Here is a 24,651-nt window from a genome sequence, read left to right on the forward strand (position 1 = left end):
TTATAAGTGTAAAAATAATGAATTTTAGTAAGATTGTCTGTCTTTTTATCTTCTTTTTTGGAGTCAGTGTTTTTGGTCAGAAGGATTCTATCGTTGCAAAACCTCTCAATCAATATCCTGCGGAATCATTGAAAGTAGATGAGTTCGGTAATAAATATTATTATGACGAACGTCAGAAGATGAAGGTTTATGAAATTAACGGCGAGCCGGTGGTGGTGCTGGATGAGCTGGTTTTGGTGAATAAACCGAGGTTTAATAACCAACTGGATAAAAATTACTATTATTTCCTTAATAAAAAACTGAACAGAGTCTATCCACTGTTTGTTACTGCTCTTCAGCAGTACAGAGACATGCAGGCCGACATGAACGACATGGACAGTAAAGCAAAAAGGAAATTTGTAAAAGAAAGACAGAATATGCTTGCCGATCAGTATGAAAAGCAACTAAGAGATCTTACCACTACGGAAGGTCAGGTTTTTGCCAAGCTGATGAACAGGGCTACCGGCAAGAATGTATATGAGATCATTAAAGAACTTAGAGGCGGATGGAGCGCTTTTTGGTGGAATGTAAAAGGTAAAATGGCGGATATCGACCTGAAAGATCAATACAACCCACATAAGAACAGAACGGATGAGTTTATAGAATCCCTGCTTCAGTCCAACTGGAATTCCGGGTATCTTCAACCTTATCCTGGAGCCGGAGATTTCAAAGTCAGAAAATAAATATAAAATTCCTGTAAATCATTTACAGGAATTTTTCTTTTAATTTATCGAAGACAATTTTATCTACAGGAAGCGGAAAGGGATTATCCGGTCTGTCGATGTCCAGCCATTCTGTTTTCTCAATACATGGATCCAGAATAAGGAAATCTTCTTCGGTCGTAATGTTTACTATATAATATATGGTAAGCAGCTGTTCGTTTTCTCTGAAACGGGAAACCAGGAAGTCTTCCTGTGTGTACAAATGTTCCACCACTTCTATCTTTACATTAAGCTCTTCATCAAATTCCCGGTGGAGACATTCCAGAAGTCCTTCACCAAATTCCAGACCGCCTCCCGGAAACTTCATTAACGGCTCACCTGCATATTCTTCAAAAAGGGTCAGTACTTTTTTATCTTTTACTGCGCACGCATATACTCTAATGTTGACCTTATCAATCATATATAATATTTTGTATAGCTAAAATAAGGAAATAAGTGGAAAAGGCGAAACCAAAAAGACAAATTTGCCATTCTCTGCTTGGCTCTTTTAGGATTAATTTTTGCCCGTTCTTAGCTTTCCTCGTTTACTTCGTTCTCATTGTTTTCCATCTTCACGGCATTCATCATCTCTCTTTTTCCCGGAGGTCCCTGTTTTTTCTCTACTTTAAAATGGAGCTCCTGAAGAATTCTCCTTACACTTCCTTTTGAAGAGTAGGTTGTTAATAAACCGTTAACGGACATTTTGTCGGAAACCATTTCAAATAGTGGTTTTTCCCATAAGTCAGGCTGTACTCTTGCGCCAAAGCAATCGTAATAAACCAGGTTGATTTTTGGTAAGTCTATGTCTTTCAGGGAGAAGAAGTCGCATTCTATCTTTTTCAGATTAAAACCAGTAATGATTTCAACGGATTTTCCCCAGTCTGCCTGATGAATTTTTTGATAAATATTTTTGAATTCCGGGTTATCAAAATGCTCAAAGTAGGCAAGATCATTAATTTCGGATTCATTTATGGGGTATTTTTCCAGGGAAAAATAGTTGATGACATGATTTTTGTCAGTTTTTAAATATTCATTAATTGTCACTAAAACATTCAAACCTGTTCCAAAACCGAGTTCTAAAATATTAATTTCATAATCATTTAACTGATTTAGCCCATTTTTGATAAACACATGTTCTGCTTCCTGGAGCGCTCCATGATGAGAATGGTAGTTTTCATTTAAGTCATTGATAAACAATGTTTTACTCCCATCGTTTGTGGTTTTAATCTCTCTTTTCAAGCTATTTTTTTGTCAAATTTACTCCAAAATTTTTATATTTAGAAAATTATGTTAAATTTGTAGAACATCGTAAAAATTTTTAAAAATGATAATTCAAAAAACTGAAAACTCCAGACTTTCGGAATTCGATCCGAACAATTTTTCATTTGGAAGTACTTTTATTGACCATATGGTGATATGTGAGTATGAAAATGGAAAATGGGGTGATGTAAAATTGGTTCCTTACGGTCCTATACCATTTACGCCGGCCATGATGGGTGTAAACTACGGACAAGCTTGTTTTGAAGGTATGAAAGCTTATAAAGACAAAGACGGGCAGGTTTTCCTTTTCAGGCCAGAAAAGAATTTTGAGCGTATCAACAAATCAGCAACTCGTCTGGCAATGCCGGAAGTAACTGAGGAAATGTTTTTAGACGGATTAAAAGCATTAGTGGATATCGACAGAAATTGGATTCCACAAGGAGAAGGAATGTCATTATATATAAGACCATTGATTTTTGCTACGGAGGAAGCTCTGAAAGCAAGAGTTGCCAATAAATATATGTTTGCCATCGTTGCAACACCAGCGAAAAGTTACTATTCAGAACCTGTTTCTGTAAAGATTTCAGATCATTATTCAAGAGCTGCCAACGGAGGAGTCGGTTCAGCTAAAGCAGCAGGTAACTATGCCGCTTCTTTCTATCCTACACAGCTGGCTATCGAAGAAGGATATGAGCAGATTATCTGGACAGATGATGCAACTCACGAATATTTTGAAGAGAGTGGAACAATGAACGTATTCGTAAGAATTAACGATACAATCTATACGCCGCCTACCTCTGAAAAAATCCTTGACGGAGTAACAAGAGACAGCTTCATCCAACTGGCCAAGAAAAGAGGAATTGAAGTGAAAATAGAGCCTGTAGCAGTGAAAACTGTGGTAGAAGCTCAGAAGAACGGAACATTGAAAGAAGTTTGGGGAGTAGGAACTGCAGTGGTAACTACCGTATTCCAGGCTTTAGGATATGAAGGCGTAAAACTTGAGCTTCCAAGATTGTCAGATGAGGAAAGCTATGCAGCAATCCTTAAAAAAGATCTTACAGATCTTCAGAACAACCTTAGCAAAGATGCTTTCGGATGGAGAGTAGTCGTTGAAAAAGACGTTCTGGAAACTGTTTAATTTTAACATTATTTGATTCACTAATACGACCGGCGGAAATTTATTCTGCCGGTTTTTTTATTTTCTCGCGAAATATTGGTAATTTTTCAGAAAATTTAGAATACTATGCCATTCATGAAATTCAAATTACCTCTTGGTCTGCTTTCGGTCATCAGCGTTTTAGCTTTTTCCTCATGCAGCACTGATGATGATACAGAGCAGGCGGTAAATGATTCAGCCGTAATAACCGTAGAAAATATAATTGATAGTAAAGCACTGACCCAATTCGGAACTTTCCAGAATGCGGGTTCATCACCAATTCTTAATCCCGGAGAATCGACTTCTTTTACTTTTTATGCAGGAAAAGGTCAGACGATAAGCTTTGCCGCGATGTACGGAAATAGTAATGATTTATTTTTCGCTCCTGCCAATCCTGGAATCAAGCTGTATCAGGATAATGGGAATCCGGTAACCGGGAATGTTTCATCACAGATGAGACTTTGGGATAACGGGACGCGTAAAAATGAACCTACAGGCCCCTCAGTTAATCATCCGGGGACAGCGGAATCTCCTCAATTGAATGTTTCAGAAATTGCATTAGCTGTTCCTGCTTCACAATTGTTGAAAGCTGAACTTACCTATGAAGGAGGAACAAAATTTACTTTGAAATTAACCAATACCTCAGGCGGTACAGCCAATGAAACTCCTATCAGTGCAGGAGTATGGGCTGTTTCTCATATTTCAGGATCAACTCTTTTGAAAGAAGATCCTATTTTTTCACCGGGTAAATTGTCAGCCAACGGATTAACAGATCTTGCTGAATTGGGAAAAACTACGCCTCTCGAACAGTATCTTACGGGCATCACAGGTCCCAATTCTCCATTCTCTCCGGTATTGGTCGTAGTCTACAGCGGTAATGATAGTCCTATATTTAAGATAGGGGAGAATGACCGTGGACAGGGCCTTAAGGAACTGTCTCAACAGGGAAATGCTGATATTTTAGCCGCTTTTCTTAAAACAAAATCAGGGGTAAAAGAAGTATATGTGCTTAAAGACCCAACAACAACTATTTTGCAGCCCAGAATAAACGGGAACAATGGGGGTAAAGCTTCACAAACCATATCATCACGCAAAGGAGACCGTATTGCACTGGCAACGATGTACGGACAGTCTAATGACTGGTTTATTGCTGCTGTTAATAATGGAGTTGATGGCTTAACGAGAGGAGATATTTCTTCAATTATGGGGCTTTTTGATAGTGGAACGCTACAGAGCTCTTATCCCGGAGCGCATATCGGATCTCAGCCGGCGCAGGCTGAAAGCCAGCCGGTACAGCAGCTAGCTAACCCCAATCAGTTTAATAGACTTCCTTCATTGCCACAGATGATCAAAGTGACTATTCAATAATATTTTAATATCAAAATCAAAACATATAATCATCTCTTCACAGGGTGATTTTTGTTTCAAATAACCCATTTATTTAACCACAAAAGGCACAAAAGTTTTTAATGTTAAGCACTGTAATTTTAAAAGTTTTATCATCTTGCAAACAATAGATCACATAAGTAGAAAATCAAAGATTTTCATAAGAACTTAAGTGTACTTTTTTGCAGCTGAATTTTAAACTTTAAATACACTTAAATGTTTCAAAACTTTTGTGCCTTTTGTGGTTGAAATTTTTGAATATTTGAATTTTTTTAATCTTTAAATCTCCTGTAAATTCATCCTCCGGAAATACTTCACCATTTTCTCCAAATTTTTTTAAAACCTATTGAACAATATTTCCCCGAAATGCGTATTTTCGCAAAAGTTTATGAAAAAATTACTCTTCATATCAGCAATAAGTCTGTTAAGCTGTAACCGGAATGCCCCCACGGCACATCCTCCTGTAGGTGGAGTGTTGAGCCAGAAAGACCTGGATGTTTCGAAGGAAAGGATGAGGAATCTGAATACCATAGAAAGAGGGCAGATCCAGGACTGGATCACCGGGCAGTCTGTAAAGTATTATCCTACACAGCTTAATTACTGGGTAACTGTTGAAGGTTTTGATCAGAGAACAAGAAGAGCGGATGATACACCAATTTCCTATTCTTATGATCTGTATGATTTTGATGAAACCAAGATCTACGATAAACCTTTTGAAAGAAGAGATGCCAGATTCGGGCATTTTGATGAACTGAAAGCGGTAGAGAATGCTTTGCGTTTTATGCATGATGGAGAGGAAGTAACGCTTTTAGTCCCTTCTTCACTGGCCTATGGAACCTTTGGAGATGAAAAGAATATAGACAACGATATACCATTAATCATAAAATTAAAAGCTCTATAATAATGAAATTGTTTAACAAGAATATAATTCTGGCAGCGGCAAGTATCTCGCTGATGAGTTGTACCCCAATCTATAAAAAAATGAACGTAGACAAAGAAACTTACGAAGGTCTTAATGACGGACTTTATGCAAATCTTCAGACTTCTAAAGGAAACCTGATCGTGCAGTTCGAAGACAAAAAAGCACCAGTAACTGTAGCCAATTTTATCGGTCTTGCAGAAGGGAAAATAGACAACAAAGCGAAGGCGAAAGGAGTTCCTTTTTATGACGGAACTATTTTCCACAGAGTGATCAAAGATTTCATGATCCAGGGAGGTGATCCTCAGGGAACAGGAATGGGAGATCCTGGATATAAATTCGAGGACGAGAAAAACGACCTTAAACATACAGGTAAAGGAATCCTTTCTATGGCGAATTCCGGACCTAATACCAACGGTTCTCAGTTCTTCATCACTGAAGTGGCGACACCTTGGTTAGACGGAAGACACACCATCTTCGGAAAAATAGTGAAAGGTAACGATGTAATCGATGCAATCGCTAACGTAGAAAAAGGAGCTCAGGACAAGCCTAAAACAGATATCGTTTTAGAGAAAGTTTCTGTTTTCGGTAAAGGTGATGCATACAAGAACTACGATGCAGCAAAAACTTTCACAGAAGGAAAAGCTAAAATCGCAGAAAACAATAAAGCTTATATCGCTAAAGAAGAAGCTGACAAAAAGAAAAAAGAAGAGGAATTCAAAGCTAACCAGGATAAAATGGTTGAAAACCTTAAAGCTGGAATGCAGAAAACTGAATCCGGATTATATTACAAAATCACAAAAACAGTGGCAGGTGCAAAAGCTCCTAAATCTGGTGATAATGTATCTGTACATTATGCAGGTAAATTAATCGACGGTACAGAATTCGATTCTTCATTCAAAAGAAACGAGCCTATCGAAATTCCAATCGGAATGGGAAGAGTAATCAAAGGATGGGATGAAGGTATCCTATTGCTTAAAGAAGGCGAAACGGCTACCTTATTGATCCCACCAGCAATGGCTTATGGAGAAAGAGGAGCAGGAGGTGTTATCCCACCAAACGCTTGGTTAGTTTTCGATGTTGAGCTTGTGAAAGTACAGTAATTGAGAATTTAAGATATTGAAAGCCGTCCGGGAGGACGGCTTTTTTTTGTTAACTATTTGAAAATAAAGATAGAATTTGGATTTCCGTAGAAAATGATGTACTCATATTTATAATTGTATGGTTGAAAACTGAATTAATAATTGGCCTGAGCTACAAGAAAAAATTAGAGAAGTTTTATATAATGTATTAGGTTGCAATTTATTTACTAATTGGAATAAAATATGTTATTTTCGTGTAAATTATCCACATGAAAAAAATCCTCTACAGCCTTCTCATACTTTCCACAACTACTTTTTCCGCTCAGGGGAAAAAATTCTTCAAAAGCGGAGAGGTACAGCTTCAAAATCCGGTAGAAAAGATCAATTTGCGATATGCCAATGATTTACCTTTTGTACAGGTGATGATCAACGGGAAATCATACAATTTCCTCTTTGATACCGGAGCTCCGACCGTCATTTCTACGGCCGTCTATGCTGAGCTGGGACTTGAGAAAAAGCATAAAAGTACCGTAAAGGATTCACAGAAAAATAAACACGAACAGATCTTTACCATTTTACCCGAAATGACGGTTGATAAAGCCGTTTTTAAAGATGTAGGGGCTGTAGTTATGGATTTCAGCGTTTCTGAACTGAGCTGCTTCAGGATCGATGGTATCTTGGGGGCGAACCAAATGGCAAAGCTATTCTGGAAGATTAATTATTCAGAAAATTCACTGGAAGCATCAAAAGATCTTGCTCAATTTAATCCTGAAGAGTATGATATTGTGATTCCTTTCAACCCAAGAGCACAGAAAACCCCTGTTGTAGAAACTGATTGGCAGGGCAAAAAAGTAGATCTCACCTTCGATACCGGATTTTCAGGGAGACTTAAGATCACAGACAAGGCATTTGACGCCCAAAAAGTAGTAAAGAGTGTAGATGTCTATGGAACGAGCTCCGTTGGTGCTTATGGGGCCGGAAAACCCGCGCCGGGGCATATTTTCAGGACGGCAGATCTGTCATTGGGAAACAAAAAATTTTCAAATGAAATTATAGCTACCGGAAATGCAAGTCTGATCGGAAATGAATTCTTTAAAAACTTTATTTTCATCCTCGACTGGTCCGGCAACAAAATCTATATGAAGCGCATCAAAAACGAACCGGCCAGGCTGGAATCTTTTGGCTTTGGGTACCGCTTTGTTGACTCAAAACCCACAGTAGCCTTTGTCTTTCAGGAAGAGAATTTCCCATTGAAAGTAGGCGATGACATCATCAGCATCAATAATATCAATCTTGATAGCCTGGACAAAGACGGGGCCTGTCATTATTTCCTTAACAGGGTAGAGAGCGGGCAGAATGCCATAAACGTGAAGATCAGGAGAGCAGGCAAGGAGATGGAGGTGAAACTTGAGAAGAAGGAGTTTTTAGGAGTCTAGAGTGAGTTGGAAAGGTTTAGGGTCTGAGAGTTTTAGGGTGTTAGTGTTTTAGAGTTTTAGAGTTTTAGGGAGTGAAATATCTTCCTCAGATTCCTCAGATTTTGTTGTTTTGAATACAAAAATCTTTAATTTTTTAAAAGACTTGAGTGAACTTTTATACGCAAAACATTCAACTTAAAATAAACTAAAGTGTTCAAAAACTTTTTGCGACTTTTGTGGTTGAAAAAATCAGTAAATCTCTCATATTATACAGATTATAAGTACAAAGCCACAAAAAAACCGTTCAAATGAATTGAACGGTTTTCTAGTAAAAAAAGAAATTAAAATTATGCGTGTCTTGATTTCTTCCTCATATGGGAAGAATTCATTTTTCCGGCAAGGGAGCTGATAAATACAAGTCCAAAGCCGAGGTATGCCGCAAATGCGGTAAGGTATACTATTAAGCTGTTAAAACTAGGTTTTGAGGCATATACTAGTACGGAAAAAACGGCAAAACTTAGCAAGAGCATAAGGCTCCAGATATTCATTTTTGCGGCATCTTCATTTCTCTTAAAAATCATTTCAAAAAAGTCTCTCATCATAATCACTTTTTAAGGGTTATACATCTGTTTTCCGTCCTTTCATAGAACGGTCCGGAATCATTTTCCGTTTATACATTAACAGGTCATGGATCATGGCTAAACTTGGCTAAACTTGGCTAAGGTCATGATCGTATGGCCGTTGGGTTGGTCTGTTTCAGGATATGCTTTAAGCGACCCAGAAAAAATTTAATTAAAAGCAGTGTTGAATCCGGAAAGGGATTCATGAGCTTTATGACACCGTACACAGTACATCGTAAATGGAATTGACAAGAGGATTATCTCTTCCGTGGTATACGGTATCTAAAGAAAAAGGATCATATAAATATGATAAATAGCCTTTATCCGGCCCAGCGGAAACTGAAAATCCCGCGGCAACTTTTAATCATCGTTTGTGTTTAAATATTTTTTTTCAATGAATTAGCTTGCGAATATCATGCCAAAGTGAATTTTTTAACCTATTTTTAGCGCTAAGTTGCTTTAAGTTTGAATAAATTTACAATTGATGAATCCGGAAAGTCTAGAAGAAAATATACAGATTATTGCTGTCAAACTTATAAAATTGGCAGAAGACCAATGCTGGAATAAAATCTCTCATCATCTGACTTTTATTGTTTCGGATTTTAACGAATTTGGAGGAAATTTTCATGAAAGAAGAAAGTTGAGGAATAAAGTGAACAGATGTAAAACACCTCTACCGTTAGACAAAGCCATTAAAATGCTAAAAAATGAATATCATGATCTCTATGACATTAATCTTTACATTTATAAAGCATTACAAAATGAAACGGTTATTGAAATTCAATATTTCAGAAAATTGAATATGGAATCTGCTTATTACGAAAAAATAAGGCATGATCCACCAATGCTTCATGCGAAGATTACACATCCCCGCTATGCTTTGGGTGGAGATAAGTTTGACATTAACTGGGAATCAGATGGCTGGCTGAGAAGCTACTGGTACAGCTTTCTTTATGAATTCAAATGCAGAAGAATGATGAAAAAGTTTAAAAAATAGAAGACAACATTAAAGTAAGAAAACCTAAAAACATTTTTACGAAATCATATCAAAAACTTGTTAAATCAATTCAATTCAATCCACTGGACAACATTCCCCTTCTCCGGAAGGGTGGCAAATCAAAGATTTGACGGGGTGGTTCAATTGCATCACATTTCCAGTATATTTTATCCCAATTGATCAATCAAAATAAAAAAGTCAACAAGTTGATTCGCAGAAGCGTACAAAATGTACATTGAGCTTCATGAGAATCAACTTGTTGACGAAATATTTTCCCCTAAATTAAGAGGTGTTTTTAAATAAAAATTTACCTTAAAACAAAGTCTACCAGTTTTTATCAATCATATAAATAATCTGGGTCATCGTTGTAGCGCCCAAAAGAAGTTCCCTTCTGTTCACCTTTTCAAAAGTATCTTCTTCTGTATGATGGATATCAAAATACCTTTGAGAATCCGGAACCAGCTCAGCCGTAGGAACACCCATGTCATGAAGTGGGTAAATATCTGTTCCTGAATATTTTCCTTCAAAATTATAAACGCCGTAGGGTAAAAATAAACCCGTCCAACTTTTGATCTGCTTTCTCTTTTCCTCGTCCATTTCCAACGCAATGCCTCTTGGCGCAAAACCTCCCGCATCAGATTCTATAGCGAAAAGATGTTTCTCATTCTTTTCCTTGGCTGTTTTTCCGTATTGAATGCCTCCTTTAACACCATTTTCTTCATTAGCGAAACAAACGACCCTGATGATATGATTATTTTTAAGGCCTAATTTTTTAAATGTTCTCAGGACTTCAATGCTTTGAACAATTCCGGCACCGTCATCGTGCGCACCTTCACCTACATCCCATGAATCAAGATGTCCACCGACAACAATTACACTCTGGTCTTTTTTACCGGTGATCTCCCCGATAACGGAGTGGGAGAGTTTCTCGCCTTTCATGCCGCAGTTGGAATTAAGCTTTGCCGTTACTTTCTGCATTTTTAAAAGAGCTTCCAGCTCGTCTGCTGTTGTACTTCCAATCGCTATGGCAGGAATTTTTAAAATTTTATCTTCATAACGCATTCCTCCTGTATGGGGGACATCATCAAAAGCTGAAGACAATGATCTGACAATCGCAAATTTTCCGCCTTTTTTAGCCGTTAATGAAGCTGCCGTTACCCTGTATTTTGCTGCATCGCTGTAGCCTCTGAATGTTTCTACAAAAGACTGACTGAAAGGGTAGTTAAAGAACACGATCTTATCCTTTACTTGATCTGTAGAAAGTTTGTCATATTCTTCCATAGATTTCACGATAATGATCTCGCCTGATACGTCTTTTCCACTAGTCCCTTCAGAATTCCCCAGAGAAAGCATCTTCAGATTTTTCCATTTTCCATCTGCTGTTTTTGATCTGTAGAGATTCTTTACCTCTGGTCCATACGGGAACCATTACTTCCTGCAACCATACCTTATCGGCACCTGCATCACGAAGCTTCTGTTCTGCCCATTTTACGGCCTTTTCGTAAGCTTCCGAACCGCTGAGACGGTGACCTATGTTTTTGCTTAAATCCCTAAGCTCCGTATAGCCTTTTCCATTATTCAGTATTTCTGTGGAAATCTTGCTGAATTGTATAGAATCTTCTTTAGACTGGCCAAAAACAGCCATCCCTAAGAAGAATAATGAAGTTCCAATAATCTTTTTCATAGTTTACCAATTTTTATCGATCATATAAATAAGCTGTGTCATCACCGTAGCGCCTAACAGCAACTCTCTGCGGTTGACTTTTTCAAAAGTGTCTTCTTCGGTGTGGTGAATGTCAAAATAACGTTGTGGGTCAGGAACCAGTTCTGCGGTAGGAACACCTATTTCATGAAGTGGAGCAATGTCTGATCGTGAATATTTTCCTTCAAAATTATACACTCCGTAGGGCAGGAACAGACTTGTCCAGCTTTGAATCTGGCCTCTGTTTTTATCATCCATTTCCAGGGAAATTCCTCTTGGAGAAAAGCCTCCTGCATCTGACTCTATGGCGAAAAGATGTTTCTCATTGCTTTCCTTGGCTGTTTTTCCATATTGTTTGCCATCTTTTGTTCCGTTTTCTTCGTTGGCAAAGCATACGGCCCGGATGGTATGGTTATTCTGTATTCCTAATTTTTTAAACGTTCTTAAAACTTCAATACTTTGTACAATTCCGGCACCGTCATCATGGGCACCTTCACCTACATCCCATGAATCAAGATGTCCGCCGACAACAATGACACTCTGGTCTTTTTTACCTGTTATTTCGCCTATAACGGAATGGGAGAGTTTCTCACCCTTCATGCCGCAGTTGGAGTTGAGTTTTGCGGTAACCTTTTTATTTTTTAATAATGTTTCCAGCTCATCGGCTGTTGTATTTCCGATAGTAACGGCCGGGACCTTTGAAATGTTGTCATCATAACGCATATTACCGGTATGAGGAACGTCGTCAAAAGCTGAAGACAATGATCTGATGATGGCAAATTTTCCACCTTTTTGGGCTGTTAAATTTGCAGCAGACCGTCTGTATACTCCGGCTTCCCTGTATGAAATAAATGTTTGTACATGTGACTGATTAAAAGGGTAGTTAAAGAACACAATCTTATCCTTTACTTGAGATGCAGGAAGTTGATCATATTCTTCTAAAGATCTCACCATAATCATCTCTCCGGAGACGTCTTTTCCGCCTGTTCCTTCAGAATTTCCAAGAGAAAGCATTTTCAGTTTCTTCCATTGTCCGTCTGCTGTTTTAATGTGTAGAGATTCATTCCCTCTCACCCAAACCGGAATCATCACTTCCTGAAGCCATACCTTGTCGGCCCCGGCATCGCGAAGTTTCTGTTCCGCCCATTGCACAGACTTTTCATAGGCTTGACTCCCGCTTAAACGGTTTCCTATATTTTTAGTAAGGTCTTTAAGTTCAAGATATCCTTTTCCGTTGTTCAGTATTTCCGTGGAAATCTTGCTGAACTGTATGGAATCTTCTTTAGACTGTCCGAAAACAGTCATGCTTACCATTAAAAGTGAAAAGGTGACGGTTTTTTTCATTTTACCAGTTTTTATCAATCATGAAGATAAGCTGTGTCATTGCGGTAGCACCCAACAATAGTTCTCTTTTGTTCACTTTATCGAAAGTATCCTGTTCAGAGTGGTGATAATCGAAGTATCGTTGTGTATCTACGACCAATTCAGCTAAAGGAATATCTAACTTTTTCAATGGAGAAATATCCTGAATAGCTTCAGTTTGGTCAAAATCATAAATACCATAAGGAAGGAAATAATTTTTCCATTCGAAGATCTGTCTTCGTCTTTGTGGCGGCATATCTAAGGAAAATCCTCTTGGAGAATATCCTCCTGCATCTGTTCCTAAAGCAAAAACATGTTTCTCTCCTTTCTTTTTCACATAGGCTGCATACATTTCACGTCCTTGTCCCCCGTTTTCGCTGTTCGCATAAAAAACAACTCTTATCGTATGATTATTTTCGATCCCAAGCGCTTTGAATGTTCTTAAAACTTCAATGCATTGTGCAACACCGGTTCCGTCATCAATAGCACCTTCACCGAAATCCCACGAATCTAATTGAGCTCCTAAAACAATCACTTTAGAATCTTTTTTACCCTGAATTTCAGCAATAATATTCGGATTGGTAGTATTGCCTTTTGATTGCGCTGTCATATTCAGTTTGGCGGCAACTTTTTGATTTTTTAATAATTTTTCTAATTCATCAGCGGATTTTACTCCAATGGACAGGGCAGGAATTCTTACTTTGTCATCAGGTTCGTAATACACCATTTTTGCATGTGGTGTATCGTCCATAGCTGTTGTTAAAGATCTTATAAGTAAAGCTTTTGCTCCTGTTTTAGCAATCACGGAAGCGGAAATTAATTTAGATTTTGCGGTAATTAAATAAGAATCATTTGTATTAATGATCTTCGGATCCATCGGAAGATTTACGAAAACGATTTTATCTTTCAATTGTCCAAGCGACATGGCATTAAGCTCAGAAGTTGAATTGATTAAAACAATTTCGCCTGTAAGATCTTTCCCGCCTGTTCCTTCAGAATTCCCGAAAGACAGCATTCTGATATTTTTCCAATCTCCATTCGCTGTTTTTATTTGCAAAGATTCTCTTCCTCTTATCCAGACCGGAGCTTTAGCTTCCATTCTCCAGATCATTTCAATACCGATAGATTTGAGTTTTTTTTCTGTCCATTCCACAGCTTTTATATAGCCGGGAGTTGCACTAAAGCGTGGACCTATGCCTTTGGTGAGTTCTCCCAGATTATCGTAGGCTGTACCATTGTCCATGACCTCATCCGAGATCTTCCTGAATTCATCATGGTAGTTGAATTTTGCCGTAGTGACCTTTTTTGCCGGTTTTTTCAGTGGCTTTTTTTGAGAAAATAAAAATCCACTCAAAAAGAGTGGAAGTATAATGAAGATTTTTTTCATTTTTTATTTACCTTTCTTTTTCCGCTCATAAAAGTAGGAAAAAAATAGGAATTTATTAAGGTTTCATATCGTACATTAACAGTGCTGTAACCAATTTCGGTTCGATGAATGTACATTTTGGAGGCATGCTCAGTTTCAGGTCTGAAATTTTGATCATATCATTGAAACTCACCGGATAGATTCCGAATCCGACTTTTCCTTCACCGTTGTCTATTTTTTCTTTTAAAGAATTAATTCCCTGGATGTTAGAGGTTCCTTTTGCGTACGTAATCTTTTCAGAGCTGTCAGAATTCTCAATTTTAAGGATATTCTTGAAAATATATTTATCTAAAAGATGATGATCAAGGTTGTCCAGTGACATTTCCGTTGAACGGAGGTCATGCTTTACGTGAAGTGAGTAGAATTTACCGTCCAGATACATAGAAATATGGAATTTCTGGGAAGGGAAGTAAGACGCTTCGCCTTTTTCATGAATTAGAAAATACTGATCCAGTTCCTTTAAAAATTCTTCACTTGAAAGACCATTCAGGTCTGATAAGATTCTATTGTAATCGTGGATTTTAATCGATTGGTTGGACACGATAAAGCTGTACACAAAGTTATACGCTTCAGTACCATTATGCCTTTTGTTTTTCTCCTTGTGGAACTTTGCATTCAAGGCTGTAGAACCGATTCTGTGGTGTCCGTCCGCAATGTAGAAAGCGTCGATCTGGTCGATCACTTCTTTGAACTGCTGAAGTTTCAGACGGTTGTCTATTCTCCAGATCTTGTGTCTGATCCCGATAGAATCTACATGATTGAAAATAGGAACGTTCTTTTCTTCATGATTCATCAGAAGTTCAATCTTGGAATTGGAAGGGTAGGTAAGCAGTACAGGTTCTGCCTGCAGGTTTACTTTCTCCAGATAATGAGCCAGCTTTTCCTTTTTCTGAGGAATGGTACTTTCATGTCTTTTGATCTTTCCGCTCCAGAAATCTTCAATACTCGCTAATCCAAGCAAGCCTCTGAAAACTTGTTTGCTGGGGTATATCTGCTCATAAAGATAATAAGCGGAACTGTCCTGGACCAGTTTTTTTTCATCCAGAAGTTCTTCAAACGTTGATCGGATCTTTCTGAGATTCCGGTCAATATCTTTAGATTTACTTACCACATAGGGTTTAATCATGTTGATGTAAGTATTTTCAACTTGAGCTTTCTCTGCAATCTCCTCCTGGGTGAAATTGTCCAGCGGATGTGTAGGGAAAGTGCTCTCAAAGTCTTTATGAGGTCTTATTCCACGGAAAGGTTTAAAAACAGGCATATTTTATCTTATGGTTTCTTTTTGTAGCTTAATAATCTGTTCTGCAAGTTCTGCGCCGATTTTTTCTTGGGCATCTACTGTATTTCCGCCTACGTGAGGGGAAAGGGATAGCGCTGGGTTCATCAGTAAAGGAAGTTCCGGAGTAGGTTCGTTCTCAAACACGTCCAGTGCAGCTCCCGCTACTTTTTCTGATTCGATGAAATCAATAAGGGTTACCTCATTGATGACGCCTCCTCTTGCAGTATTCACTATGTAGACTCCGTCTTTCATTTTTTCAAACTGAGGCGTGTCTATGATATATTCATTTGTTTTCGGCGTATTGATACTGATGAAATCCGTGTCTTTAAGAAAAGCATCCATATCGTTGGTAGAAGTGATCTCAAAGTTCAGAGTCTGTCCGTCGAAAAAGTCCAGGGTAAGAACTCTTGTCTTTGGATTTTTTGTCAATACTTTAATTTTCATTCCTAATGCTATTCCTATTTTCACGACTTCCTGGCCAATACTTCCAAAGCCAATCACTCCAAGTGTTTTTCCGGAAAGTTCATACGCTTTACTGAATGACTTTTTCATGGCCTCGAAATGCGTTTCTCCCTCGAGGGGCATCAAGCGGTTCGATTCGTGAAGAAATCTAGCCAGTGCGAAAAAATGTCCGAAAACAAGCTCAGCTACTGATTTTGAAGATGCTGTAGGGGTGTTGATCACTTTTATCCCTTTGCTTTTAGCATAATCTACGTCAATATTGTCCATCCCGATACCACCGCGCCCAATAATTTTAAGGCTTGGACAGGCATCGATCACGTCCTGTCTTACTTTCGTCGTGCTTCTTACCAAAAGAATATCTACGTTATTTTCATTGATAAAATTGATAACGTGATTCTGGGCCACTCTGTTGGGCAGAACTTCAAACCCTGCTTCTGTGAGTGCCAGTTCTCCTGTTTTCGAGATTCCGTCGTTTGCTAAAACTTTCATGTGTTATTGTCTTAATAGATGGTAGACCTAAGATGTTAGAAACGAGACTTTAAAGTCTGAAATCAGTCATCTGAAATCTTTAAATCTTTTTTATTTTTTTGGCCGTCTAATATAAGTTATTTTATTGACTTCATAACATCCACCAAAACCTGTACACTTTCAATCGGTAAAGCGTTGTACAAGCTTGCTCTGTAACCTCCAAGGCTTCTGTGTCCGTTCAGTCCACTAATCCCGGCAGCCTTCCATGCATTGTCGAATTCTTCTTTTTTGCTTTCGTCTTTCAATTGGAAAGATACATTCATTAAAGAACGGTCTTCTTTTACGCAGAACGTTTCGAAAAGAGGATTGCTGTCGATCTCATCATATAAAAGTTTTGCTTTCGCTTCATTTCTTGCTTCTGCCGCTGCGATTCCGCCATTCTTCTCAAGATACTGTAGCGTAAGAAGAGATGCGTAAACCGGGAAAACCGGAGGGGTATTGTACATGGATTCTTTTGAGATATGCTGAGAATAATCCAAAATAGACAACATATTTTCTCTTCCTGTTTTTCCAAGAATTTCTTTTTTGATCACCACCAGTGTTACCCCGGCAGGTCCCATGTTTTTCTGAGCCCCGGCATAGATCATGTCAAATTTAGAGAAATCGAGCTGTCTTGAGAAAATATCAGAACTCATATCACAAACCATCAGAGTATCTACCTCCGGGAAAGATTTCATCTGAGTTCCGTAGATTGTATTGTTTGAGGTGCAGTGGAAATAATCGTATTCTGAACCCACCGTATAGTTTTTAGGAATGAAAGAATAGTTTTCTTCCTTGGAAGATCCTACTACGTCTACAGTCCCTAATTTTTTTGCTTCTTTAACAGCTCCCGCCGCCCAGGTACCTGTATCAAGATAAGCCGCTTTACCGGCTACTTTCAGCAAGTTGTAAGGAACCATCGCAAACTGAAGGCTTGCACCGCCGCCTAAATAAAGGACTTCATAATCATCACCAAGGTTCATCAGTCTTTTCACAATGGCACGCGCTTCGTCCATTACCGCAACGAAATCTTTGCTTCTGTGCGAAATTTCAAGAAGAGACAATCCAATACCGTTGAAATCTAAAATAGCTTCTGCTGATTTTTCGAATACCTCCTGAGGTAAGATACATGGTCCTGCGCTGAAGTTGTGCTTTTTGCTCATATTGTTACTTTTTTGGTTGTGCAAGGTGGTTGGGCTTGCGGTTTATATTGATATTTATTAGATTCTTTGAGATTTATAGTTAAAAAAACCGTCTCATAGTGGTGAGACGGAGCCTTTATTATTCACCGTGTAAGAACGCTTTTTTCTCAAGCAGCGCTTCTTCAGATTCTACGTGATCTTCATCAGGAACACAACAGTCTACCGGGCAAACCGCTGCACACTGAGGTTCTTCATGGAATCCTTTACATTCCGTACATTTGTCTGTTACAATGAAATATACATCATCACTCACAGGTTCCTGCGGCGAATCTGCATCTACAGTAAGTCCTGACGTCATGGTCACAGTACCGGCCAGAGCGGTACCTTCAGAAGCTTTCCAATCTACGGCCCCTTCATATATTGCATTATTTGGGCATTCCGGTTCACAGGCACCGCAATTAATGCATTCATCAGTTATTTTAATAGCCATCGCTAATTTTTTTTAAATTTGCACAAAATTACAAAATATTCCCCAATTTAAAAGTAATTATGAATATCGAAAATCAAGTTTTAGGACTTATTAAGTTAAGCGAGTATATAAAAGAGTATTTAACAAAGAATCCGGAGGATGATAATGAGACTGATACGGAGTTTGAATTATTACTCAAAAGGTCTGAAATAGAAAATCCATGGTTTACTATTGATAATCAGAAATTTGCTCTTAACGAGTGGATGAATCTGCTTACGGAGGACAATATAAATAACTGGATCAGAAACTATTCCGTTTCTAAGGTTTCAAAAAGAGTAGGATTGATCCTGGCCGGAAATATTCCTCTGGTAGGATTTCATGATGTGATCTCCGTGGTTTTAAGCGGGCATATTCCGTTGATCAAACTGTCTTCAAAGGATAAACTGATGGTTCCTTTCTTGTTGGAGAAATGGAATGAATTTTCCGGTGGTGCCGTTCAGTTTGAATTTGTTGAGAGACTGGAGAATTTTGATGCAGTGATTGCTACAGGAAGTAATAATACGGCAAGATATCTTGAATATTATTTCAAAAATCATTTAAGCATCATCAGAAAAAACAGAACGTCTGCAGCTGTTTTAAAAGGGGATGAAACTCCTGAGGAACTTCAGCTTCTGGCCGAAGATATTTTCAGATATTTCGGGCTTGGGTGCAGAAATGTGACGAGAGTTTTTATTCCGGAGGATTTTGTGATCGACAGACTGTTTGAAAGTTTTGTAGGATTCAAGGACATCATCAATCATCATAAGTATGCTAATAATTACGATTATAACAGAGCGGTTTATCTTCTGAACCGTGATCTTTTCTGGGATAATAATTTTGTGATGTTAAAAGAAGATGATAAACTTTTCAGTCCGCTTTCTGTAATCAATTTCAGCAGATATTCATCTTTGGATGAAGTTAAAAGCTTTATTGCTGAAAATGAAGAAGATATTCAGTGTATCGTGGCTAAAGAAGAACTTGGGCTGGATTCTATTCCTTTCGGAGAAGCACAGCATCCTTCTCTTGATACTTATGCGGACAATGTAGATACGATGAAATTTTTGGAAGTGGTCTGATTTTAGTATCTTCACTTACCAATTTTACCCAATATCGAATAGATTATGAAAAAAATATTTTTAGGACTTACAGTGCTTGCCACGCAGTTCATGTTTGCCCAGAAAGTGACCGGAGCGAAGGTTGAAAAGGTTCAGAAGGAAGTTCCGGCGCAGTTGAGCAAAGAGAAAATCAATCTGTATAATGACAATTTTCTTAAGTTTGTTACCGCTCTTAAATCTTCGGACCGGCCTGCTATTGATTTACTTCTTTCAGACAAGGTAAAAGAAATTGTTACGGATGATGTTCTGAAAAAGGTGAAGGAAGGCTTTGATATTAACAAAAAGCTGGAAATTTTAAAAACCGGTTACCATAAATTAATGGACGGATCCAGTCTGCCAAGCATCCACTACAAATACGCAGGAGATTCTTCAAAAGAGGTGATTATGGCTGTATTTGAAGAGGACGGAAAGATCCTTGGGGTAATGCCGGCGAAACAGACGAAATAACCTTAAATTAAAATAAAAAAAATACTAACTATGATGACAGATGTCTTAGTTGCCCATTCCTCAGATGTGGAGAAAGCAGCTTTTTACAGAAAAACGTATTTGCACGTTGCTTTATCAATCTTGGCCTTTATCGGGGTTGAAACTATTTTACTGAAAACTGTCCCGGTAGAGATCATTGCGATGATGTTCGGGCAGAAATATACCTGGTTGCTGATCATTGGTGTTTTCTGGCTGGCGTCTATGTTAGCGTCTAAATGGTCGCTTTCTCAGAGCAGAACTACCCAGTATTTCGGATTGGGATTTTATATCATTCTGGAAGCTGTGATCTTTATGCCAATGCTTTATATTGCTGCGGGAATGCAGGGTGGGGGGAATATTATTTTCCAGGCTGCCATGCTTACGATTGCGATGTTTGCAGGACTTTCATTAGTAGCATTTACCTCTAAAAAAGATTTCTCATTTTTAAGAAACATCATTATTATTGGAGGTTTTCTTTCGATAGGACTGATTGTGGCGGGAGCTATTTTTGGATTCAACCTGGGGCTTTGGTTCTCAGTAGGAATGATGGTTTTGGCTTCTGCAAGTATTCTGTATGAAACCAGTAAGCTTAAAAATACGTACACAACAGGGCAGTATGTGGGAGCTTCTTTACAGCTTTTCGCATCAATTATGCTGTTGTTCTGGTATATTCTGAGAATCTTAATGAGCAGAAGAAGTTAATTTAAATGAAGAGTGAAGAGTGAAGAATGATGAATGATGAATGAAAAATTGTCAATTCACATTTAATCTCTAATAAATAATAATCCTGGTGATATTTTCACTGGGATTTTTTATGCTCTTCTAAACTTTATAAACACAAATGCCACAAATGTTTTCACAAATATCACTAGTGACGAGTGTGTATGTTTAGTGTAATTAGTGCAAAGCATTAGTGTAATTGTTGTTTTAATAAACAAAGAAAAGTATTGCATTTTTATTTATAACACTTGAATTTTTCAATCTTTAAATCTCACCCATTTAAACCCAAAAAATCCTGATGACATTCACCGGGATTTTTTGAATATTCTTTCACCAGAATCAACAACGGCAACAGCATCAGCAATGGCATATTACAGAGGCTTTGTGGCACGTGTTTGAAATTGAAATGAAAGAATTGAGAAAATATAGTATCGAGGAAAGCCTCAGTAGTACTGTGTTATAATCTTTTACTGATTAAATCTTTCGATGATTAAACATGAAAAAATTATTTATCGATAGATCCTAAGACCTTCTGTGCAAAAGAATTTAAAGCGTCTTTTTCGCTCATTCCGTTCTGAACGCTGGCATGTACTTCCAAAGCACCGCAGATATTGGTGATCAATTCTCCTGCTACATTCAAATCTTCTTCGCTGGTTCCTCTGAATTCACAGAAACTTTCCAGTACTTCTAATGTTTTTTCAAGATTCTCAGGGGTTTGATTCTGATAAAACTGTCTGATTACGGGTAACTTCATTATTGTAATTCGTTAAAAAGGTTAATTAAACTTTCAGCCTGGTTGCTCTGTACCTGGTTTACCAATTTACCGTTTTTAAACACTGCGAAAGTAGGAAGGTTATCAACCGTTGCTAGTTTTCTGCTTTCAGGAAGTTTTTCAGCATCTACATATAAAAATGGAATCTCTTCGTTTTCTGCTGCTAATTTTTTGAATTTAGGTTTCATGATTCTGCAGTTTCCGCACCATGTTGCACCATATTGAACAACTACTTTTTCATTGTCATTCACGATATTTTGTAACGTATCTTCTGTTAATTCTGTATACATAAGTTTATTTTTAGAAAAAATAAACAATGTAGCAATCTAATAATTTATCAGTTTAACAATTAAAAATATTGAATTTCAAGTATTGGTACATTGTTACACTGCTATATTGTTACATTACTATAATTGCTACATTGTTATATTGTTTTAATTAGTTCTTAGCTAAGTATTCTGCTGTAGAAGTTCTGTCTGCCTTCATGGCATCTTTTCCTTCTTCCCAGTTGGCAGGACATACTTCACCGTGTTTTTGAACGTGTGTGTAAGCGTCGATCAATCTTAAATATTCTTTTACGTTTCTTCCAAGAGGCATATCGTTTACAGACTCGTGGAAAATTTTTCCAGTTTCGTCGATTAGGTATGTTGCTCTGTAAGTTACGTTAGAACCTGTGAAAGTTTCTTCTCCATCCTCATTGTATTCGAAATCCTGATCTACGATTCCTAAAATGTTGGCTAATTGTCTGTGCGTGTCAGCTAAAAGCGGGTAAGTTACTCCTTCAATACCTCCGTTATCTTTTGCTGTGTTCAACCATGCGAAGTGTACTTCGTTGGTATCGCAAGAAGCACCGATTACTTTAGTGTTTCTTTTTGCAAATTCACCTAAAGCATCCTGGAAAGCGTGAAGCTCTGTAGGACATACGAAAGTGAAATCTTTTGGATACCAGAATAAGATCACTTTTTGTTGGTTGGTAGTAGCTTCTTCAAGGATGTTGATTCTAAGATCGTCACCCATTTCAGACATAGCATCGATTGTTACATTTGGGAATTTTTTTCCTACTAAAGACATAATTTTCTGTTTTTATATTAAATTTTCTACTGCAAATATATGAACATTTCATCTATCGAACAAATCAATATCGATAAATAAAATCTATAATTGTTTTTAATGGATCTATAGAAAAAAAGCCCTGAAATCAGAGCTTTTTGTTTACTTTATACTAATTTTTATGGAGTCTAATTTTAATTTAATCAATTAAAAGGCGCCAACACATCTTTGATGCGTTTCATCGCTTCTCTAAGGTCTTCCTCGGAAGCTGCATAAGAGAATCTGATGCATTCAGGGCTTCCAAAAGAAACTCCTCCTACACATCCTACATGAGCTTTTTCTAACAGAAACATGGCGAAGTCATCAGAATCTTTAATTTCTGTACCGTTCAGTGTTTTTCCGATATAATGGGAAATGTCCGGGAAGAAGTAAAATGCAGCTTTTGGAAGCAGTACTTTAAATCCTGGAATCTCTTTCATCAGGTCATACACGAGATCTCTTCTTTTCTGGAAAGCATCGATCATGTATTTGTATTCAGAAGGATCCGTTTGTAAAGCGGTAATAGAAGCTCTCTGTGCTACTGTATTTGCCCCGCTGGTCATTTGTCCCTGAATCTTTTCGCAAGCCTTAGCCAGCCATTCCGGACAGGCAGAATATCCGATTCTCCATCCTGTCATTGCAAAAGCTTTAGACATTCCGTTGATCACGGCAGTCTGCTCATATACTTCCGGAAACTGGGCAATGGAGGTTGTTTTGGTTTCGTAGTTGATGTATTCGTAGATTTCGTCAGAAATAACGGTCACATGAGGATATTTGGCAATCACTTTCGCCATAGACTTAAGTTCATCGTACGTATAATATCCACCGGATGGGTTACATGGAGAACTGAAAAGGATCGCTTTCGTTTTATCTGTAATAGCTTCTTCAAGCTGTTCGGCTGTTATTTTAAAATCAGTGACATAAGAAGTGGGAAGCATTACAGAATTTCCACCCATCATTTTCACCATTTCGTCATAACTCACCCAATAAGGTGCTGGAAGAAGAACTTCATCACCGTCATTGATTACAGAAGCAAGTACATTTAAAATAGCTTGCTTGGCACCATTTGAAACACAGATTTGCGCTGGTTTATAGTCTAAATTATTGTCTCTTTTTAATTTATTTGCTACTGCTTCACGAAGTTCAAGAAACCCTGGGACAGGAGAGTAGTGGCTGTAATTTTGGTTGATGGCATCAAAAGCGGACTGTTTGATATTATCCGGCACATCAAAGTCCGGTTCGCCCAGGGTAAGGCTGATCACATCAATGCCGGCGGCCTTCATTTCCCTTGCTTTGTTGGACATTACGAAAGTCTGTGAGTAACCTAACCTTTTTACTCTGTCTGAAAGTTTATCCATATGGTTTTTTTGAATTTTAACAAATATATAATAAAAACGTTTTGCCGGGAAATAAAAATGGTACCAGAAAAAAAGATTTTTGTCAGGTTTTAATTTAATCACTAGATTTGGAATAGCAGGCTTCTGCTTACTTCAATCCTATTTTAATACTATATCAAAGCCAAAAAATGTACAGACTTTTATTTTTATTATGTGCTTCCCTTATTTCGGCACAGAGCTACCGTTTTGTTTATGAATATAAATTTAAACCTGATGCCGGGAAGAAAGATTCTTTGGTGACAGATTATATGAACCTGGACACGGATGGAAAGAATTCTTATTACTCTAATGCCGTAAAATATGAAAGGGATTCCGCCTACAATGTGGATAAGAGCTATCCGGCACTCTTAAAGGGAAGGAACTATGACCGCAACCTGAATTACACCGTGGAAAAAGATTACGCTAAAAAAACCATTCATTTTTACGATAAATTTAAAAATGTAAGTCTTGTAACAATGGATAATGAAGTTCCCAAGTGGAAAATAGAGAATGATTTCAGGAAGATCAATGCGATGAACTGTCAGAAAGCAGTTGCAGAATATAAAGGCAGACAATGGGAAGCGTGGTTCAGTAAATATTTTCCGGTGAATGACGGGCCATACAAATTCAGCGGACTTCCCGGATTGGTGGTGATGCTCAAAGATTCTGAAAGTGATCATGTTTTTGATCTGATCCAAATCAAAAAAATTAAAGCTGTAGCCGCTTTTATTCCAAAAAATAATAAACAGGTTACCAATATAGAATACAGAAAGATCATCAAAAGCTACCGTTTTTCCCCTGGAGAAGATGTGGCAGGTATGAATATAGATTCCAAAGCAGGGAAAATGGAAATGCAGCTCAAAGACGGCTATGTTGCCCAGTTGGACTACAATGAGCTTAAGAAAAGCGGCGCCAATGTGGATGCTGCAATCGCCAGAAAGCTTAGACTGTCTGATAATCCCATTGAAAAAGAATAAAACAAGGAAAAAAGACTGTCATTGGGCAGTCTTTTTTGATATCAGGACAGGGCAAACGCATCATAAATTAATTAATTTTTCAAGATACCTGTTATCCCATCCTGCTTTTAGGCGCTTTCCTCTAACACCGACTTTGAGCGTTTTCTCATTTTTCAAAAGATTGAGAGCTATTTT

Annotated in this window: 26 protein-coding genes; 11 read left to right on the forward strand and 15 right to left on the reverse strand. The window is 37.9% G+C overall.

Annotated elements, in window-relative coordinates:
• The first annotated feature begins 17 nt into the window (after window positions 1–17).
• The gene (locus tag HHL23_RS18275) at window positions 18–722 is read left to right on the forward strand and encodes a DUF4294 domain-containing protein (protein ID WP_169236214.1); all 705 of its coding nucleotides are present in this window, start codon (window positions 18–20) and stop codon (window positions 720–722) included.
• A gap of 22 nt (window positions 723–744) precedes the next feature.
• Here the strand turns inward: HHL23_RS18275 and HHL23_RS18280 are convergent, their stop codons facing one another.
• On the reverse strand, window positions 745–1,161 hold the full coding sequence (locus HHL23_RS18280) for an NUDIX domain-containing protein (RefSeq protein WP_169236215.1): 417 nt from the start codon (window positions 1,159–1,161) through the stop codon (window positions 745–747).
• 110 nt (window positions 1,162–1,271) lie between these two features.
• Window positions 1,272–1,979, reverse strand: coding sequence for a tRNA (5-methylaminomethyl-2-thiouridine)(34)-methyltransferase MnmD (gene mnmD / locus HHL23_RS18285; RefSeq protein ID WP_169236216.1), 708 nt, complete (start codon window positions 1,977–1,979; stop codon window positions 1,272–1,274).
• A gap of 85 nt (window positions 1,980–2,064) precedes the next feature.
• Between mnmD and HHL23_RS18290 the strand changes: the two genes are divergently transcribed.
• The 5 genes from HHL23_RS18290 (at window position 2,065) to HHL23_RS18310 (ending at window position 7,979) form a co-directional block, all read left to right on the forward strand.
• Window positions 2,065–3,138 carry a branched-chain amino acid aminotransferase gene (locus tag HHL23_RS18290; RefSeq protein ID WP_169236217.1) on the forward strand — a complete coding sequence of 358 codons (1,074 nt, stop codon included), beginning with the start codon at window positions 2,065–2,067 and terminating at the stop codon, window positions 3,136–3,138.
• A 114-nt stretch (window positions 3,139–3,252) separates the two neighbouring features.
• Window positions 3,253–4,524: a spondin domain-containing protein gene (locus HHL23_RS18295; RefSeq protein ID WP_169236218.1), complete on the forward strand. Its 1,272-nt coding sequence runs from the start codon at window positions 3,253–3,255 to the stop codon at window positions 4,522–4,524.
• A gap of 406 nt (window positions 4,525–4,930) precedes the next feature.
• The gene (locus HHL23_RS18300; protein WP_169236219.1) at window positions 4,931–5,443 is read left to right on the forward strand and encodes an FKBP-type peptidyl-prolyl cis-trans isomerase; all 513 of its coding nucleotides are present in this window, start codon (window positions 4,931–4,933) and stop codon (window positions 5,441–5,443) included.
• A gap of 53 nt (window positions 5,444–5,496) precedes the next feature.
• Window positions 5,497–6,564 (forward strand): peptidylprolyl isomerase, encoded by a 1,068-nt coding sequence (locus HHL23_RS18305; protein WP_169236235.1) that lies wholly within the window; start codon window positions 5,497–5,499, stop codon window positions 6,562–6,564.
• Between the two features lie 248 nt (window positions 6,565–6,812).
• Window positions 6,813–7,979, forward strand: coding sequence for a retropepsin-like aspartic protease (locus HHL23_RS18310; protein WP_169236220.1), 1,167 nt, complete (start codon window positions 6,813–6,815; stop codon window positions 7,977–7,979).
• Window positions 7,980–8,305: 326 nt separating this feature from the next.
• Here HHL23_RS18310 and HHL23_RS18315 read toward each other — a convergent pair whose 3' ends face one another.
• Window positions 8,306–8,560 carry a hypothetical protein gene (locus tag HHL23_RS18315; protein ID WP_123911976.1) on the reverse strand — a complete coding sequence of 85 codons (255 nt, stop codon included), beginning with the start codon at window positions 8,558–8,560 and terminating at the stop codon, window positions 8,306–8,308.
• 502 nt (window positions 8,561–9,062) lie between these two features.
• Between HHL23_RS18315 and HHL23_RS18320 the strand changes: the two genes are divergently transcribed.
• Window positions 9,063–9,575 carry a hypothetical protein gene (locus tag HHL23_RS18320; RefSeq protein WP_169236221.1) on the forward strand — a complete coding sequence of 171 codons (513 nt, stop codon included), beginning with the start codon at window positions 9,063–9,065 and terminating at the stop codon, window positions 9,573–9,575.
• 324 nt (window positions 9,576–9,899) lie between these two features.
• Here HHL23_RS18320 and HHL23_RS18325 read toward each other — a convergent pair whose 3' ends face one another.
• The 8 genes from HHL23_RS18325 to HHL23_RS18355 all read right to left on the reverse strand — a co-directional run bounded on the left by HHL23_RS18325 (window position 9,900) and on the right by HHL23_RS18355 (window position 17,945).
• Entirely contained in the window at window positions 9,900–10,928 is a 1,029-nt protein-coding gene (locus HHL23_RS18325; protein WP_228464836.1) for a M28 family peptidase, read from the reverse strand.
• Window positions 10,906–11,259, reverse strand: a complete 354-nt coding sequence (locus HHL23_RS22605) for a hypothetical protein (protein WP_228464838.1) — start codon at window positions 11,257–11,259, stop codon at window positions 10,906–10,908. The genes HHL23_RS18325 and HHL23_RS22605 overlap by 23 nt, the downstream gene beginning before the upstream one ends.
• A 3-nt stretch (window positions 11,260–11,262) precedes the next feature.
• On the reverse strand, window positions 11,263–12,621 hold the full coding sequence (locus HHL23_RS18330; RefSeq protein ID WP_169236222.1) for a M28 family peptidase: 1,359 nt from the start codon (window positions 12,619–12,621) through the stop codon (window positions 11,263–11,265).
• A 1-nt stretch (window position 12,622) separates the two neighbouring features.
• A complete protein-coding gene (locus HHL23_RS18335) occupies window positions 12,623–14,026 on the reverse strand; it encodes a M20/M25/M40 family metallo-hydrolase (RefSeq protein WP_169236223.1) in 1,404 nt (467 codons plus the stop codon).
• A 55-nt stretch (window positions 14,027–14,081) separates the two neighbouring features.
• Complete coding sequence (locus tag HHL23_RS18340; protein WP_169236224.1) at window positions 14,082–15,326, reverse strand: DUF1015 domain-containing protein; 1,245 nt, start codon at window positions 15,324–15,326, stop codon at window positions 14,082–14,084.
• A 3-nt stretch (window positions 15,327–15,329) separates the two neighbouring features.
• Complete coding sequence (locus tag HHL23_RS18345; RefSeq protein ID WP_169236225.1) at window positions 15,330–16,295, reverse strand: D-2-hydroxyacid dehydrogenase; 966 nt, start codon at window positions 16,293–16,295, stop codon at window positions 15,330–15,332.
• A gap of 116 nt (window positions 16,296–16,411) precedes the next feature.
• Window positions 16,412–17,476, reverse strand: coding sequence for a 3-phosphoserine/phosphohydroxythreonine transaminase (serC, locus tag HHL23_RS18350; RefSeq protein WP_169236226.1), 1,065 nt, complete (start codon window positions 17,474–17,476; stop codon window positions 16,412–16,414).
• A 118-nt stretch (window positions 17,477–17,594) separates the two neighbouring features.
• Window positions 17,595–17,945: a 4Fe-4S binding protein gene (locus tag HHL23_RS18355; protein WP_073335842.1), complete on the reverse strand. Its 351-nt coding sequence runs from the start codon at window positions 17,943–17,945 to the stop codon at window positions 17,595–17,597.
• A gap of 59 nt (window positions 17,946–18,004) precedes the next feature.
• Between HHL23_RS18355 and HHL23_RS18360 the strand changes: the two genes are divergently transcribed.
• From HHL23_RS18360 to HHL23_RS18370, 3 genes are read left to right on the forward strand one after another with little or no spacing between them, the layout of a single operon-like run.
• Window positions 18,005–19,039, forward strand: a complete 1,035-nt coding sequence (locus HHL23_RS18360) for an acyl-CoA reductase (protein ID WP_169236227.1) — start codon at window positions 18,005–18,007, stop codon at window positions 19,037–19,039.
• Window positions 19,040–19,084: 45 nt separating this feature from the next.
• Window positions 19,085–19,525: a peptidylprolyl isomerase gene (locus HHL23_RS18365; RefSeq protein WP_169236228.1), complete on the forward strand. Its 441-nt coding sequence runs from the start codon at window positions 19,085–19,087 to the stop codon at window positions 19,523–19,525.
• 30 nt (window positions 19,526–19,555) lie between these two features.
• Window positions 19,556–20,245 (forward strand): Bax inhibitor-1/YccA family protein, encoded by a 690-nt coding sequence (locus HHL23_RS18370; protein ID WP_169236229.1) that lies wholly within the window; start codon window positions 19,556–19,558, stop codon window positions 20,243–20,245.
• Between the two features lie 523 nt (window positions 20,246–20,768).
• Here the strand turns inward: HHL23_RS18370 and HHL23_RS18375 are convergent.
• From HHL23_RS18375 to HHL23_RS18390, 4 genes are all read right to left on the reverse strand, one after another.
• Window positions 20,769–21,017, reverse strand: a complete 249-nt coding sequence (locus HHL23_RS18375; protein ID WP_034727575.1) for a DUF6952 family protein — start codon at window positions 21,015–21,017, stop codon at window positions 20,769–20,771.
• Window positions 21,017–21,325 (reverse strand): thioredoxin family protein, encoded by a 309-nt coding sequence (locus HHL23_RS18380; protein ID WP_169236230.1) that lies wholly within the window; start codon window positions 21,323–21,325, stop codon window positions 21,017–21,019. The genes HHL23_RS18375 and HHL23_RS18380 overlap by 1 nt, the downstream gene beginning before the upstream one ends.
• A 148-nt stretch (window positions 21,326–21,473) precedes the next feature.
• Window positions 21,474–22,106, reverse strand: a complete 633-nt coding sequence (locus HHL23_RS18385; RefSeq protein WP_169236231.1) for a peroxiredoxin — start codon at window positions 22,104–22,106, stop codon at window positions 21,474–21,476.
• Between the two features lie 182 nt (window positions 22,107–22,288).
• Window positions 22,289–23,482, reverse strand: coding sequence for a pyridoxal phosphate-dependent aminotransferase (locus tag HHL23_RS18390; RefSeq protein ID WP_169236232.1), 1,194 nt, complete (start codon window positions 23,480–23,482; stop codon window positions 22,289–22,291).
• 167 nt (window positions 23,483–23,649) lie between these two features.
• Between HHL23_RS18390 and HHL23_RS18395 the strand changes: the two genes are divergently transcribed.
• The gene (locus HHL23_RS18395) at window positions 23,650–24,477 is read left to right on the forward strand and encodes a GLPGLI family protein (RefSeq protein ID WP_169236233.1); all 828 of its coding nucleotides are present in this window, start codon (window positions 23,650–23,652) and stop codon (window positions 24,475–24,477) included.
• Window positions 24,478–24,651 lie beyond the last annotated feature (174 nt).

Source organism: Chryseobacterium antibioticum (genome assembly GCF_012927325.1).
GTDB lineage: Bacteria > Bacteroidota > Bacteroidia > Flavobacteriales > Weeksellaceae > Chryseobacterium > Chryseobacterium antibioticum.